Origin of the sequence: Streptomyces shaanxiensis (assembly GCF_039537145.1) — a bacterium.
Lineage (GTDB): Bacteria > Actinomycetota > Actinomycetes > Streptomycetales > Streptomycetaceae > Streptomyces > Streptomyces shaanxiensis.
This window is the reverse complement of record NZ_BAAAZY010000005.1, coordinates 265,026-279,409: the sequence shown is the minus strand read 5'-3', so window position 1 is coordinate 279,409 and position 14,384 is coordinate 265,026. Positions and strand designations below refer to the sequence as shown.

The window sequence follows — 14,384 nt, the reverse complement described above, 5'->3', positions numbered from 1 at the left end:
CCCTTCGTCGTGGGGCCATACAGCGCCGGCGGGCCACCGCCTGAGGCCCCATTGGTCTCGCCCCCGCCGCCCCTACCCGTCCCGTCCCTGGGGGCTGCCGCCCCCAGACCCCCGCTTCGGCCCTTACAGGGCCTCGTCCTCAAACGCCGGACGGGCTGGAATGCCTGGGCCGGCGTCCAGGGGTGGCCGCGTACCCCCACGCGCCCGTAGTCGCCTACGGACCCACAACCCACCCCGCAGGCGCTACGCGAACCCCCACCGACGCCGCACAGGCCGCCGCAGGCATCCCACGCCACACCCGCGGAGCACTCAGCGCCCCAGCGCCGCCAGTTCCTTCGCCGCCTCCGTCAGGTCCTTCGCCGTGTCGATGGCGCGCCAGTACGCCCCCTGAGGGATCGGGAACCCGGCCAGTCGGCGCTCTCGGGCGAGGTGCGGGAACGTCGTGCGTTCGTGGTCGCCGCGTTCGGGGAGGAGGCCGGCGAAGGCGGGGGAGAAGACGTAGACGCCCGCGTTGATCTCGAAGGTCGACGGCGGCGCCTCGATGAAGTCGGTGATGTGCCCGAAGCCGTCCGTCTGCACCGCACCCCACGGGATACGAGGACGGGCCAGCGCAAGCGTCGCGACGGCATCGCGCTCGGTGTGGAAGTCCGCCATGTCCCGCAGGGAGAAACGCGTCCAGATGTCACCGTTGGTGGCGTACCAGGCCCGATCGGGATGCGGGAGGTGCGCGGCCGCGTACTTCAGACCGCCGCCCCTGCCGAGCGGCTCCGTCTCGACGACAGTCGTCACCCGCACCGGAAGCTCGGCCGACTTCAGCCAGTCCTGCAGCACCTCGGCCAGGTGGCCACAACTGATCACCACATCCGTCACACCCTCCTCGGCCAGCCAGACAAGCTGATGGCCGATGATCGGCGTCCCCGTCCCGGGGATCTCGACCATCGGCTTGGGCCGGTCGTCGGTGTACGGACGCAGCCGGGACCCCTGGCCACCGGCCAGGACGACGGCTTGAACGGGGCGGGACGCGGCATTCGGATCAGTCATGACCGAACTGTACGCGGCGCCCCGCTCGCGGCATTCCCCGGCAACCGTTCCGTAATCAGCCGTTACCGTCCGCAATAGGAGTGTTCAGCTAAGAGGGTGTTCAGAGAGAGTGTTCAGCGAGAGAGAGCGTTCAGCCGGAGAGGGCGTTCAGCTGTGTGCGGCCGCCACGCCGGAGGCGAACGCGGTGTCGCATACGGGCCGAGCGTAGGACTGCGCCCGGTTCGGACCGTACACCCGCACCGCCGCCCGCCCGAGCGCACGGGCGATCGAGGCGCAGTGCCGGGCCAGGGACGGGCGCTCGTGGACGGCCTGCTGGAGGTGGGTCAGGGCGGTGCCCGGGTCCTTCTCCTGCAGCTCGGTCAGCAACTGGTCGCGCAGCACGTCCTGCGGAGCGCGCGGGGCGGCTTTCTTCGCGTCACCCGCGCTCGTGACGTCGGTCGCGGTGAGCACCGAGTCCGAGGGGTTCCCCGACCAGTTGACCCGGGTGACCGCGAGGGTCCCGGAGAGAACCAGGACGACGGGCAGGACGAGGGCGAGAGTGCGGCCGAGCTGGCGGGCGGGGCCCCGGTGGCCGCGTCGTGTCTGTTGGGTGGTGGAGTGCTTCACGCGAGTGAGGGTAGCGTTCAGTACTGATATGGCGACATTTGGTCACCGGTTCGGGGGACGAAGTGATGGCCTCCCTCGAACGGCGTGTTGACGCACAGCGCTCGAAATGACCCGATCTGCCGGGGTATTTGTCGACAACGAGAAGGGCCCCGCAGCACTCTGCGGGGCCCTCTTCGTCAACCTGGGTGAATTACCCGGGGTTGTCCTGCCGCTGGTTGTCCTCGGCCGCGTCAGTCGGACAGTCGCTCGCCCGTGGACGTCGAGAACACGTGGGTCTCGCCGGAGCGCGGGACGATGTGCAGCGTGCTGCCCTTCTCCGGGACGTCACGGCCGCTGACGCGGACGACGAGGTCCTTGGAGTCGTCGCCGCCGACCTTGGCGGTGCCGTAGACGTACGCGTCGGCGCCGAGCTCCTCGACCACGTTCACGGTGACGGCGAGACCCTGCTCCGACTCGGAGCCGGCCACGTCGAAGTGCTCGGGGCGGACGCCGACGGTGACGGTCTTGTCGGTGGCGGCGGAGAGCGCCTCACGGTCGACCGGGACGACCGAGTTGCCGAACTTCACGCCGCCGTCGGTGATCGGGACCTCGACCAGGTTCATGGCCGGGGAGCCGATGAAGCCGGCGACGAAGAGGTTGGCCGGGCGGTCGTACATGTTGCGCGGGGTGTCGACCTGCTGGAGCAGACCGTCCTTGAGGACCGCCACGCGGTCACCCATCGTCATGGCCTCGACCTGGTCGTGGGTGACGTAGACGGTGGTGATGCCGAGACGGCGCTGCAGCGACGCGATCTGCGTACGGGTCGACACACGGAGCTTGGCGTCCAGGTTGGACAGCGGCTCGTCCATGAGGAAGACCTGCGGCTCACGCACGATGGCGCGACCCATGGCGACACGCTGGCGCTGACCACCGGAGAGGGCCTTCGGCTTGCGGTCCAGGTACTCGGTGAGGTCGAGGATCTTCGCGGCCTCCTCGACCTTCTTGCGGATCTCCGCCTTGTTGACGCCGGCGATCTTGAGCGCGAAGCCCATGTTGTCGGCGACCGTCATGTGCGGGTACAGCGCGTAGTTCTGGAACACCATGGCGATGTCCCGGTCCTTGGGCGGCAGGTGCGTGACATCGCGGTCGCCGATGCGGATGGCGCCGCCATTGACGTCCTCGAGCCCCGCGAGCATGCGGAGCGAGGTGGACTTGCCGCAGCCGGACGGGCCGACCAGAACGAGGAACTCTCCGTCCTCGATGTGGATGTCGAGCGCGTCTACGGCGGGCTTCTCGGTGCCCGGGTAGATCCGGGTCGCCTTGTCGAACGAGACAGTGGCCATGGTGAATGGGCCCCCTTCTACCGGCAGGAACGTGCCGGACGATCCGTTGTAGGAAGGTGGTTGTTTAGTCCACATGTGCGGACTGGCTCTGGACGGTACCCGGCGTTCGCCTGATCTGTCAGTACCTGGGGGCATGTGAACTTCGCGGAAATTTTCGACAGGGCCCGCTCGGAACCTGGGTACACTGCACGGGCGCGTGCGTCTCGGGCGCGCGCAGGCCTCCTTAGCTCAGTTGGTCCAGAGCGGCTGTCTTGTAAACAGCAGGTCGTCGGTTCGAATCCGACAGGGGGCTCCGACAATATGAACAATTCGTCGCAGTGGCCCAGGCGTGAATCCAAGTACGCCTGGGCCGCTCTGCGTTTGAGGCGCACGGACCACTCTCGGTAATTCCGCGTACACCCATCTCTCCCCTCGGACACGGGATATGCACCGGCATGGAACCGGGTCGCTACTGCTAGTGTTCGTTCAGTCACAGTAGGCAACCAGCCTCAATGCATAGGTAATGAAAACCGAGGGTTCCATGCGCAAGCTTCACCAGGTCATGATCGTCGCGGCGGCGGCCGGCAGCCTGTCCGCCATCGGTGCCGGTACCGGTGTCGCCTACGAGGTCAAGCCGGCCTCGACCGACCTCTACCGCCCGTACCAGGAGTGCAGCCCGCAGACGGTGGCCAGTGGCGACCTCCCGATCGCCGTGCTCGGCCTCGCCGAGACCTTTGACACCACCTGCGGTCAGTTCAACAACGCCTTCACTGGCTGAGGTCGGCGGCACGGTCGTGCGCGACGCCTTCCGCGGGCCCCTTCGGGGTCATCCCCCGAAGGGGCCCGTCCGCGTCCACGACCGCTGAACTTCCGTGCGTCGACGAGTCGTTACGGCGGCCGCCCCCGGGCGGAATCGCGTACGGCGCGGGCAAGGCGCGCACCCCGAACCTCGAAGCCCAGGTCACTCCTTTTCACTTCGTAAGCGAAACGGCCCCGAGCATCCCGGACATGAGCGGAACCCGGGGCCCGTATCTCCGACTTCCCGGGGTCCGGCGCGGCGGTTCGCGGCGCATGGCGCCGGGGTACCCCTCACAAAGGAGACGCAACACATGTTCAACGGAAAGAAGATCGCGGCCGTCTCGGGGCTTCTTGGCGGCCTCGCCATGACCTGGATCGGCGTCGCCCCGGCGCACGCCGTGGCGAACCCGGGTGCCTGTGCGCCCGACAATCAGGGCAACATCATCTGCACCCAGCGAATCGTGGGCCAGCTGCCCGAGGGCGGCGACTTCACCGTCCGCCGGTCGGTCACCTGCCAGCCGACCGAGCCCGTGACCCTGCCTGCCGCGGGCCTGCTGAACAGCGGGACCACGCGGATCGGTCCCCACATCACCTGCAAGGACATGACGCGGCCCACGATGCCGGCGCCGGCGCCCGCCACCAACGACGCCAGCGACGGCGGCCACCTCAGCGCACTGGGGCGCATCCTGGGCGGCCCAGGGGCGTAACCGCCGACTAAGGGCCGGCTGACGGCCTGCCCCACCTCTCAAACAGCGGACGGCCGGACCGGGTTGACCTGGTCCGGCCGTCCGCTGTTTCCGTGTCTTCTGGTTCCGGGTCTTCGCGGGTCGGCAAACGGGTGACCGCCGCTCGCCGCCCGTGACTCGCCCTCGGGGAAGCGTCGTTGCTCTCAGGAAAGCACCTTCCCTTCGCGTCCATGGAGAGCCGGACGAAAGGGCTCCTCGCCATGGGCCGACACGACACAGAGAAGGGCCAAAGATCCCAAATTGCTACGGATTAAGTGTATATGCTCACATTAAGTAGTCAACCAGGGCTTCGTGCCCGGGAAGAAAGGGTCAAACTATGCGCAGGTTTCAGCGCGTTGCGGTCGTAGCTGCAGCGGTCGCGGGTCTGTCCGCCTTCGGTGCCGCCGGTTCCGCGTTCGCTCACGAGGACGGCTGGGACGGTCAGAACGTGACCGCCGTGGCCACCTCGACGGCCAACGCCGTTGGCACGTGGGGCGTTCCGGCCGACAAGGCGCACGCTGCCCCGCAGCAGGCCACGCAGGCTGCGCCTGCCGCTGCGCCGGCTGCCGCGCCCGCTGCCGCTCCGGCCGCCGCGCCGGAGGCCGCCCCCAAGACCGTGGCGCCGGAGTACGGCTACGGTGAGTACTCCGCTCCTACCTACGCCGCTCAGTAACGAAGCACCGAGGAATCGATGCGCGAGTTTCAGGGCACTGCGAACGTCGTCGTGACGGCCGCGGAGCGGATGGCTCCGTACTCCGAGCCACGGCCGACCCCATAGGGCGTTTCTCACGACAGGCGCATCGATATCCGTCGGACCTTTAGCAAATTGCAGCCCGGACGCGCGGCAGAACCCTCAGGGGTGCGCGGCCGGGCTGCAGCAGTGCCGTCACCGGACCAGGCCGAGAACGTGCCGGGCGACGGGCGTCGTATTTCTACGTTCTCCAAGGCTCGGGCGGGCGCCGGTCGGCGGCGCGGTCGCCCGGGCCTCGATTGCAAAGGAACGAAGTACATGATCGGTCGACAGAAGATCGCCACCGTCTCGGGGCTCCTCGGCGCACTCGCCGTGATCTACAGCGGCGCCGCGCCGGCGTACGCGGATGACGATCCCAAGGGTGCGTGCACGATCACCGCCCAGGGGGACATCGTCTGCATCAAGAAGAGCGAGCTGGTCCGCAAGGACAAGCGCAAGTATGTCGTCAAGCAGGCGCAGGACTGCCAGATCGTCGAGCGGCCCCGCTTCACGTTTCCCGAGCAGACGATGCTGAAGGACGGGTCCCTGCGCTCCGGTCCGGTCGTGGAGTGCTCGAACAGGGCGAAGCTGCCCAAGGGTTTCAAGGTGCCCAAGTTCAAGTTCTGAGGTGCGAACGGAGAATGCCGGACCGGGATTTGATCCCGGTCCGGCATTTCTGCTTTCCGGGCGGAAGACGCCCGGGAAAAGCCCGGTGCCCCGGCTTGTGGCCGGGGCACCGGGTGGGGTGGGGCTTTGGCTTACTTGCCGCCGACGGCGTTGTTGCAGCCCATCGACGAGCCCAGGCCGGTCTCCTGCGCGCCCGGGTTGCCCTCGCCGTTCAGCAGGTTGCCGCCCAGGCCGTTGGCGATGCCGACCTGGCCGAGGACGTCGACGTTGGCGTCGTGCGACTTGCAGGAGGTGCTCTGCAGGACGCTGAAGCTGGAGCCGCTGTGGCTCCGGCTGTTCTTGCTCCAGCCACCCTGGTCGGCGTGGGCAGCGCCGATGCTCAGGATTCCGACGCTCCCGAGGGCGGCGACCAGGACGGCGGCCTTGTGGAGCTTGTGCATGTTCTTCTCCGGTGGAGTGAAGAGGGTGCGATCCGTAATGGATCGACTTCGAACAGTTACAGAGGCTAATAGGAAATATTCGTGATTAATAAGCGGCACGCCGAAATTGGAGAAGTCTCACCGCCTTGGCGGATATCCGGAAATTATCGCGCGTCGCGCTTGAATCGCGACATAAAAAGGTGTCCCGGTACCAGGCTCGAAGCTCGGTACCGGGACCTTTTCCTGCGGACGGCCGGCTAGGCGGCCGTCATGTGCTTAGAAGGCGCTGTTGTTGCAGCCCATCGTCGAGCCGAGGTGGGTGTCCTGCCCACCGGCGTTGCCCTCGCCGTTGAGCGCGTTGCCCAGCAGGCCGTTGAGGATGCCGACCTGGCCCAGGACGTCGACGTTCAGGTCGTGCGACTTGCAGTTGGAGCTCTGCAGGACGCTGAACTTGCCGCCGCCCTTGCCGCCGTGACCGTCGAGGCCCTGGGCGGTGGCGGTGCCGGCGCCCAGGAGGCTGACGGTGCCGAGGGCGGCGACCAGGACGGCAGCCTTGCGAAGCTTGTGCATGTCATCTCCGGTGGAGTGAGGTGGGTGCGATCTGTGAGGGATCGACTTCGTACAGTTACGGGAGGTTAATACGAAGTATCCGATATGTCTCAGAGCGGCGCGCCGGAATTCGTGATCTCGTATCAGAAGCACCCAGAAGCCGGATAGAGGCATGGGAAAGTGCTGGTCACGGCCGTTTGTCGAGGGCTGCGACCAGCACGGTCGTCGCAAGTGGAGGGCTGTGTCCTAGCTGGTGGCGCGGGCGGAGGCGGCGGCATTCGCCTGGCTGTTGGCCTGGTCGCAGTCGACGCCCGTGGCCTCGGCGGCGGCGAGGGCGGCGACCGGAACGTTCGCGTTGAGCAGGGACTGCGGGCTGCACTCCTGGTACGGGCGGAAGAGGTTGGCCTGCTCGAGCGGGCCCTCCGCGGGGGCCGGCGCGGGGGAGAGCTGCGGGTTGATCTGCGGGCTCAGCTGGGGGCTGACCTGCGGGCTGACCTCGGCACCGCGCTGGGGCGCCGCCTGTCGCTGCCCGTAGGACGACGGCGTGCCGGAGGTCTGGACGCTGGCCTGCGAGCGGGTCCAGGTGTGGGCCTGGGCGTCCCGCTGCCCGACGGGGGGCGGAGTGCTGCCGCGGTATGCAACGGGAGCGTCGGCGACGCTGGGGCCGGCGCCGATGGCTGACAGACCACTGGCTGCTGCGACGACGAGCGCGACCTGCTGGAGCTTGCGCATGGAACCTCGGCCCTTCATTGACCTGTGCATGGAACGTACGGAAATGCTGTGAGCCATTGCTCTGACCTTGTGGGGAACGAGGCGGGCGTATGGCCGGTCACGTGTATCGGGATTCGGTCACCCATTTGCCAGAGGTATTAATCAATGACAAATCCTCAGAACCGTTTATCGGATTGATGGCGATAGAGTGACGGACTTTCCGATCCCGTGACCCGGTCAGGAAATTGTCGTTGCCAGCGGAGAGAGGGCAGCGATCAGGAGTCGGAGAGGTGCAACGGGATCCGCTGCTGGCTCCACTGAATACAACGGATTCCCTGTACAGGTAATGAAGGGCCGAGGGTTCCATGCGCAAGCTTCACAAGGCCGCGCTCGTCGTAGCGGCGGCCGGCGGATTGACCGCCATCGGCGCCGGCGTCAGCGAGGCGGCCGAATATCCCTACGGGTACGGTGCTCCGGCACCCGCCCCCGAGTACCCGCCTCAGTACGCGGCCCCGGCGCCTCCTCCCCAGTACGCGCCGCCTCAGTACGCGGCCCCGGCGCCCCCGCCGCAGTACGCGCCACCCCAGTACGCCCCGGCGCCCGCTCCCCATTACCCGCCGCCTCAGTACGCCGTGGCGGAGGCCCGTTCGACGGGTCTCGCTCACGCCTCCACCCCGCCGCCACCGCCCCAGTACGCGGCCCCCGCCCCGGCGCCGCAGTACGTGCCCCCGGCCCCGCCCCCGGCTCCGGCGCCCGCTCCGCCGCCCGCGCCCGCGCCGGCCCCCGCGCCCGCCCCGCAGCCGCAGAGCGGCCACGCCTCCGCCTCGGCGTCGTCGGGTGGCGCCGCGCAGGCCTCCAACGCGCCGCACGCCGCGCCGCAGCCCGCCCCCCAGTCGCCGGTGTCGCAGGTGGTGCCGCAGGTCACCCCGCAGACGGCACCGCAGGTCATGCCGCAGGTCGCCCCGCAGGTCAACGCGCCCCAGGTGTTCAACCCGGAGCCCCCGCCGCGGGTTGCCCCCCAGGTGAACCCGCAGGTGAACCCCCAGGTGAACCCGCTCATCAACCCGCTGGTCCCGACGGCCGGCCCGCCGCAGGTGCCCGGGCTCGGCCTCGGTCAGGTCCAGGCGCCCCCGGTGGGCCAGTTGGGTCTGCCGCGGCTCGGCTGAGCTGCCTCCCGTAGTTGTCCACCGTTCCAACTCGATCTGCTGCACAGCACATCTGCTCGACCAACGGAGAAGAAATGCGCAAGCTTCAGAAGGTCGCCCTCGTGGGCGCCGTCCTCGGCAGTGTCGGCTCCCTCGGCGTCGGCACCGCCGCCGCCCATGGCGAGGCGGGAGCCCACGACCTTGACATCACGCAGGGCATCGAGTGCCGCTCGCACGACATGAACATCGATGTCCTCGGCAGCGTCGGCGCCCTCAACAGCCTGCTGGCGAACGCGCTCAACGGCGAGGGCAACCCGGGTGCGCAGTCCACCCACCTCGGCTCGGACATGGGCTGCAACAGCCAGGTCAAGTAGAGGGTGTGAAGCGTTCGGTCCAACGCCCGCTCCAGCACGGGGCGGGCGTTGGACTGTAACGCGCCATATACGTTGAGTGAAGGTTCGTCACCCTGCGTGTAGGGTGATCTCGTTTACCAGGAAGGGTGGGCGACCTGTCGCATGAGACTGTCCTGTGCCGACGAGATGCTGTTGCTCAACGGGTGTCCGGGAGTCATCGGCCTGGCGGCGGTCTTCTCCGGTGAACAACCGGACGTGGATCAGGTGCGGGCGCGCGTCGCCGAGCGGTGGACGGGCCTGGAGCGGATGAACTGTGTGCTCGACCGTCCCTCGGGTGGCGGCGGGCCGGTGCGGCGGGGATTGTTCCGGCGGCGGCGTGTGCGGTGGGCCGTACCGGGACCGTTCGATCCCGCCGTGCATGTCACGGTGGCCCGCAGCAAGTTGGACGACCTGTGGGCGCAGAGCCTGGACAGTCCGCTCACCGGCGCACTCCCGCCCTGGCGGCTCTTCGTGGTCCCGGACGCGGCGCACGGCGGCGGGTTCGCCCTGGCGCTCGTGGCCCAGCACGTGCTGCTGGACGGACGCTCCCTGGCGACGCTGATGCGCGCGTTGACGGACAGCCCGGTGGCGGCGCGGGAGTCGGCGCGGTCGGCGCCGCTCACCCGTACCGGGCTGCGAGCCGCGGGCAGAGAACTCAGGGCGATGGCGGCCGTGGGGCAGGCCCTTCCGATGCGGTCGCCGCAGGAGACGTATCCCTCGGTCGCGGTGAGCGAACTGCCCGCGCATCTGGTCCGGTCCGCGCGCCGGCAGCCCGCCGACGGCCGGGGCGCGACGCTGAACGAGCTGCTGGTCGGTGCGGTGGCCGGCGCGCTGCGGGCCCAGTACGGCCCGGTGCGCGGGTGGCGGCAGCGTGACGAACCCGCGTACACGGCCGTGCCGTGCGATCTGCGCACCCGGGCCAATCCGCGGGAACTCGGGAACACCCTCACGGTCGTTCGGGTTCCGTTGCCCGTCGACGTGGACGGTCCCGTGGCGCGGCTGCGGGCGTGTCAGGACGCGTTGGCCACGGTCCCCGAGCGGGCCGCCGTCCACGCCGGTGTGCTGTTCCCCGCCGCGGAAGCGGTTCGGCGGACGGGGCCCTGGGTGACCGGGCTGCTGGCCAACCGCGGTCGACGCTCATGTTTCGCGGCGACCGCGACCACAGCCATGAAGTGGCCCGGCGGACCGAGCACCTTCGAGGGGCGCCGGCTCGTCCGCACCGTCGGGCTGCCGCCCCTGCAGCACCCGGGCACCGTCAGCTTCGCCCTGGCCCAGGCAGGGGACGCGTTCACGCTCACCGCGGTGTGCAACGTGCGCCCGGACGACGCGAGACGGCTCGCCGACGCGGTCGTCACGGAGTTCGAGACATGGGCTCGGATGGCGACGCCGTCGGCGTGAGTCAGCCCTGACGGCACCAGGAGATGGAGGCAGTTGCATGGATGTGGAACACGGCGACGTATGGGAAGAGCTGCGCCCGCTGTGCGCGCGGGTGATGTCGGTGCCGCCGGAGGCGGTCGTGCCGCAGGCCCGGCTGGTCGCCGACCTGGGTGCCGACAGCCTGGACATCACCGAACTGGAGGCGGCGTCCGAGGAGTTGTTCGGGGTGTCCCTGCGTGGGACCGACAAGTCCGGGGTGTCCACCGTGGGTGACGTCGCCGACCTCATCGTGAGCCTGCGCGCCCGCCCCGCCCACACCCCCGCCGCCCGGTGACCCGCCGACCCGCTGTCGCCGTCACGGGCCTGGGCGTCCGCTGCGCGGCCGGAGCGACTCCGGCGGCGCTGTGGGAGAGCCTCGTACAGGGCCGTTCGGCGACGTCGCTGCACACCTTCGACGACGAGGGCACCGTCGTGTACCCCGCGTGTCCGATGACCGACTTCGACCCGGCCGGCTACCTGGCGCCCAAGGAGATGCGGCGGGCCGACCGGTCGATGCAGATGGCGGTGTGCGCGGCCGTGGACGCCGTGGCGGACGCCGGCGGGCTGCAGGTCGAGCCCGGGCGGCGGGCCGTGGTCACCGGTACCGGGTACGGCGGGGTGATCAGCCAGGAGAACGGCATCGGGCATCCCGATGTGCTCTACGCGCCGCGGCTGATGCACAACGCCGGGGCGTACTGGATCAGTGCCCGGCTCGGGATCACCGGACCCAGTCTGACGGTCTCCACGGCGTGCGCCTCCGGGACGCACGCGGTGGGTGAGGCGATGCAGATGATCCGGGCGGGATGCGCGGACGTGGTGGTGGCGGGTGGCCATGACAGCCCCCTGACCCCGACGACCGCGCTGGCCTTCGGGCGGGCCGGTGCGATGGTCACCGAGTGCGCCGATCCCACCGCCGCGTCACGGCCGTTCGACATCGGGCGGCAGGGGTTCGTCCTCGCCGAGGGAGCGGCCTTCCTGGTGCTGGAGCGGCTGGACCTCGCCCAGGCGCGGGGTGCCCGGATCCACGCCACGCTGACCGGGTACGGCCGTACGTCCGACGCCCACCACCTCACGGCGCCGCATCCCGACGGTGCCGGTGCGCGGGCGTGCATGGAGCAGGCGCTCGCCGACGCCGGCACGACCGCGGAGGCCGTCACGTACGTCAACGCGCACGGCACCGGCACCGAGCTGAACGACATCGCGGAGGCGCAGGCCATCACCGCCCTGTTCGGCCCTCGCAGGGTGCCGGTCACCGCGCCCAAGTCGGTGACCGGGCACGGGCTGGGGCTGGCGGGGGCGCTGGAGGCCGTGATCACGGTCTTGTCGGTGCGGGAAGGGCTGGCGCCGCCGACCGCGTCCCTCACGCGGCTGGATCCCCGGTGCGAGCTGGACGTGGTCGCCGGCGAACCGCGCAAGATCCCGAACGGCCCGGTGATCAGCAACAGTTTCGCCTTCGGGGGCCACAACGCCTGTGTCGTGTTCGATTCGCCGCACGGTTGATCAGCGGAGGGTTCGGCCCATGAGACTGACCGCCATCGAAGAAGGACACCTGCGCAACGGGCTCCCGGGGACGATCGGCATCGCCGCGGTGTTCCCCGGGAGGCCGTTCGAGCCGGCCGAGGTCCAGTCCCGTGTCCGCGAGAGGTGGGGCGCACTGGAGCGGATGAGCCGGGTCCTCCTGCCCCCGGCGGGGTCCGCCGCGTTGTCGGGCCACCGCTGGGCCGCGGCCCGGTCGTTCGATCCCGGCGCGCAGGTCACCGTCACGGACCAGGATCTCGAATCGCTGCTGGCCGAAGGGGTCGGTCACCCGCTGCCGGCCGAACGGCCCCTGTGGCGGCTGTCGATGACGCGAGCCGCCGACCCGGCGGGCGGGCACGCCCTCGTGCTGCTCGCCGATCACGCGCTGCTGGACGGCAGATCCCTGGAGACCCTCTTCCGGCTGCTGATGGACGACGCCGTACCGCCGGCCCCGCAGGGAGCGGCCGCACAACCGCTCGTCACGGCGCGCCCTCGGGTCCGTCCCGCCGTCGTGGGGCGGGAGTTGCGCCGCATCGGGGCCCTCGGCCAACCCCTCCCTACGGCGTCGTCCGGTGCACCGCGGCCGTCGGTGGCCGTGGTCGGGCTCGACCCGCAGGTGATGCGTGCGGCGCGCCGTCAGCCGGCCGGCGGGCGGGGAGCGACGCTCAACGAGCTGTTGCTGAGCACGTACGCGGGCGCGCTGCGTGCCTGTTACGGGCCCCTGTGCTCCTGGCCCAGGGGATCAACCCCCTTCTACGCCACGGTGCCGGTCGACCTGCGCACCCGGCACGACGCACAGCGGCTCGGCAACGGCGTCACCGCGCTGCGCATCCCGCTGCCCGTCGACGTCGACGCCCCGGTGGCCCGGCTCCAGGCGTGCCAGGACATGGTGGCGGCGTTCCCCCGCCGCCTCGACGCCCACCGCGCGATCCTGCCCACGCTGCAGGCGGCCGCGCGTACCGTGCCGTCGCTGGCCGGGGTCATGGCCAGGAGCCTGGCCCGTCCCGAGGCCACCACGAGCCTGTGCACCGCGTTCAAGTGGCGGGACAACCCCAGTCACCTGCTCGGTCGCCCCCTGTCCCACATCGTCCCCCTGCCGCAGCTCTCCCCGCCGGGCACGGCGAACCTCTGCCTCGTCCACACCGCGGACACCTACACGCTCACCGTCGTCAGCCACGCGCGTGCGGGTGCCGCGGGGATGATCGGTGATGCCGTGGCGCAGGAACTGAAGGCAGTGGCGGCGTGCGACGTTCCCGCCGCGTCTGCTGGACCGTCGTGGTGAGAGCCCTGGCCAGGGCAGGGCGCGTCAGCACGTCCGTACTGTCGGCGAACTGATCCACCGCCCCGACGGGCGGCAGGTCCTTGAGGGCCGGGTCGGTGATGCGGGCGGTCAGGGCCTCGGCGAAGCGGTCGGCGCGCAGGACCTGGAAGGGGCGGGAGTGGTACGCGCGCGTGGCCGGGTCGACGCGGTCGGTCAGGTGGAGCTGGTTGTGCTGGTGGGCGACGATCTCGTAGGCGTGGGCCAGGTGCTGCTCGCGCGCGTGGCGGTCCGTGGCGGCGAGGGCGGCCGTCAGGACGGGGAACAGGCGAGGGCCCGCCGCGGTGCGGGCGAAGGCGCTGCCCAGCCATTTGCCGTACGGCGGGTAGCGGCGGTCCATCAGGAGACAGAGCCGCATCAGGTCACGGGCCAGGCGGGCGGCGGTGACGGCGGAGCCCAGTTCGTCGCCGACCTCGCCGCAGCGGCCCACGAAGGCCTCCTCCTGCGCGACGCGCTGCCACTGGCATGCCAGGACGTACAGCCAGACGTCGTGGGGGTACCAGCGCAGCGCGCGGCGTAAGGGCGTGAGGGTGTGCAGGCCGTCGTGGAAGACGGCGCCCGCGGTGACCTCGGCGAGGAGCTGGGTCGGGGTGGCCAGCCAGTCGGCCGGGGTGATGCCCTGCGCCGGGTCGAAGCCGAGGGTGTCGGTGAACCAGGTGGCGGTGCCGGTCACTTCGACGCGGTGGTGCACGGGGCCGTCGGTGGCCTGCATGACGCGGATGTCCCGGTCCTCCTCGCCGGCGGGGGCGAAGTTGGTGGGGTGGCCGAGGAAGGTCTTCGGGAGGTGCTCGGCGAGTATGTGTCTGATGCGGGCCGCGTGGCGCGGGACGTCGTGGCGGTGGAGGAAGACCTGGAGGCGCGGGCCCCATTCGTGGTCGGCGGAGCGCGGGGTGTCGTAACCGAGGACCTCGGAGCCGCTGCCGACCCGGGCCGCGGAGTGCGCGACGCCCGGGGCGGCCTCCTCCAGCAACGGGCGTACGGCGTCGGTGTAGAAGCGGCGGGAGAGTTCGAGGCCGGGGACGAAGTCGGGCTCAGGGGCGGGGGAGTTCGGGCTGTGCATATTCGTGGGGCTCATGCCAGCAGGCCGT

At 70.2% G+C, this 14,384-nt stretch carries 17 protein-coding genes and 1 tRNA gene; 11 read left to right on the top strand and 7 right to left on the bottom strand.

The window, feature by feature from the left end; genetic code table 11:
* Positions 1-309 precede the first annotated feature (309 nt).
* The 3 genes from ABD932_RS06165 to ABD932_RS06155 all read right to left on the bottom strand — a co-directional run bounded on the left by ABD932_RS06165 (position 310) and on the right by ABD932_RS06155 (position 2,969).
* On the bottom strand, positions 310-1,041 hold the full coding sequence (locus ABD932_RS06165; RefSeq protein WP_345009388.1) for a nucleotidyltransferase family protein: 732 nt from the start codon (positions 1,039-1,041) through the stop codon (positions 310-312).
* A gap of 147 nt (positions 1,042-1,188) precedes the next feature.
* On the bottom strand, positions 1,189-1,647 hold the full coding sequence (locus ABD932_RS06160; RefSeq protein WP_345009386.1) for a hypothetical protein: 459 nt from the start codon (positions 1,645-1,647) through the stop codon (positions 1,189-1,191).
* Positions 1,648-1,877: 230 nt separating this feature from the next.
* On the bottom strand, positions 1,878-2,969 hold the full coding sequence (locus ABD932_RS06155) for an ABC transporter ATP-binding protein (protein WP_126393128.1): 1,092 nt from the start codon (positions 2,967-2,969) through the stop codon (positions 1,878-1,880).
* A gap of 217 nt (positions 2,970-3,186) precedes the next feature.
* Here ABD932_RS06155 and ABD932_RS06150 point away from each other — a divergent pair.
* The 5 genes from ABD932_RS06150 (at position 3,187) to ABD932_RS06130 (ending at position 5,828) form a co-directional block, all read left to right on the top strand.
* Positions 3,187-3,261 (top strand) — tRNA-Thr (locus tag ABD932_RS06150).
* Between the two features lie 228 nt (positions 3,262-3,489).
* On the top strand, positions 3,490-3,726 hold the full coding sequence (locus tag ABD932_RS06145; protein ID WP_126393127.1) for a hypothetical protein: 237 nt from the start codon (positions 3,490-3,492) through the stop codon (positions 3,724-3,726).
* 331 nt (positions 3,727-4,057) lie between these two features.
* Entirely contained in the window at positions 4,058-4,453 is a 396-nt protein-coding gene (locus ABD932_RS06140; RefSeq protein WP_345009383.1) for a hypothetical protein, read from the top strand.
* A 355-nt stretch (positions 4,454-4,808) separates the two neighbouring features.
* Positions 4,809-5,144: a hypothetical protein gene (locus ABD932_RS06135; RefSeq protein ID WP_345009381.1), complete on the top strand. Its 336-nt coding sequence runs from the start codon at positions 4,809-4,811 to the stop codon at positions 5,142-5,144.
* A gap of 336 nt (positions 5,145-5,480) precedes the next feature.
* A complete protein-coding gene (locus tag ABD932_RS06130) occupies positions 5,481-5,828 on the top strand; it encodes a hypothetical protein (RefSeq protein ID WP_345009379.1) in 348 nt (115 codons plus the stop codon).
* A 131-nt stretch (positions 5,829-5,959) separates the two neighbouring features.
* Here the strand turns inward: ABD932_RS06130 and ABD932_RS06125 are convergent, their stop codons facing one another.
* The 3 genes from ABD932_RS06125 to ABD932_RS06115 form a co-directional block, all read right to left on the bottom strand.
* Entirely contained in the window at positions 5,960-6,268 is a 309-nt protein-coding gene (locus tag ABD932_RS06125) for a hypothetical protein (RefSeq protein WP_345009377.1), read from the bottom strand.
* Between the two features lie 255 nt (positions 6,269-6,523).
* Positions 6,524-6,817, bottom strand: coding sequence for a hypothetical protein (locus tag ABD932_RS06120; RefSeq protein WP_345009375.1), 294 nt, complete (start codon positions 6,815-6,817; stop codon positions 6,524-6,526).
* A gap of 225 nt (positions 6,818-7,042) precedes the next feature.
* A complete protein-coding gene (locus ABD932_RS06115; protein ID WP_345009373.1) occupies positions 7,043-7,528 on the bottom strand; it encodes a hypothetical protein in 486 nt (161 codons plus the stop codon).
* A 344-nt stretch (positions 7,529-7,872) separates the two neighbouring features.
* Here ABD932_RS06115 and ABD932_RS06110 point away from each other — a divergent pair, with 344 nt between their 5' ends.
* From ABD932_RS06110 to ABD932_RS06085, 6 genes are all read left to right on the top strand, one after another.
* Positions 7,873-8,673, top strand: a complete 801-nt coding sequence (locus tag ABD932_RS06110; RefSeq protein ID WP_345009371.1) for a hypothetical protein — start codon at positions 7,873-7,875, stop codon at positions 8,671-8,673.
* A gap of 74 nt (positions 8,674-8,747) precedes the next feature.
* Positions 8,748-9,026, top strand: coding sequence for a hypothetical protein (locus ABD932_RS06105; protein WP_345009369.1), 279 nt, complete (start codon positions 8,748-8,750; stop codon positions 9,024-9,026).
* A gap of 141 nt (positions 9,027-9,167) precedes the next feature.
* Positions 9,168-10,442 (top strand): WS/DGAT domain-containing protein, encoded by a 1,275-nt coding sequence (locus tag ABD932_RS06100; RefSeq protein ID WP_345009367.1) that lies wholly within the window; start codon positions 9,168-9,170, stop codon positions 10,440-10,442.
* A 37-nt stretch (positions 10,443-10,479) separates the two neighbouring features.
* Positions 10,480-10,755, top strand: a complete 276-nt coding sequence (locus ABD932_RS06095) for an acyl carrier protein (RefSeq protein WP_345009365.1) — start codon at positions 10,480-10,482, stop codon at positions 10,753-10,755.
* Positions 10,752-11,960, top strand: coding sequence for a beta-ketoacyl-[acyl-carrier-protein] synthase family protein (locus ABD932_RS06090; protein WP_345009363.1), 1,209 nt, complete (start codon positions 10,752-10,754; stop codon positions 11,958-11,960). The genes ABD932_RS06095 and ABD932_RS06090 overlap by 4 nt, the downstream gene beginning before the upstream one ends.
* A 19-nt stretch (positions 11,961-11,979) precedes the next feature.
* A complete protein-coding gene (locus ABD932_RS06085; RefSeq protein WP_345009361.1) occupies positions 11,980-13,260 on the top strand; it encodes a condensation/DUF1298 domains-containing protein in 1,281 nt (426 codons plus the stop codon).
* Here the strand turns inward: ABD932_RS06085 and ABD932_RS06080 are convergent.
* Positions 13,148-14,371 carry a DUF4037 domain-containing protein gene (locus ABD932_RS06080; RefSeq protein ID WP_345009359.1) on the bottom strand — a complete coding sequence of 408 codons (1,224 nt, stop codon included), beginning with the start codon at positions 14,369-14,371 and terminating at the stop codon, positions 13,148-13,150. The genes ABD932_RS06085 and ABD932_RS06080 overlap by 113 nt on opposite strands.
* Positions 14,372-14,384: the final 13 nt, after the last annotated feature.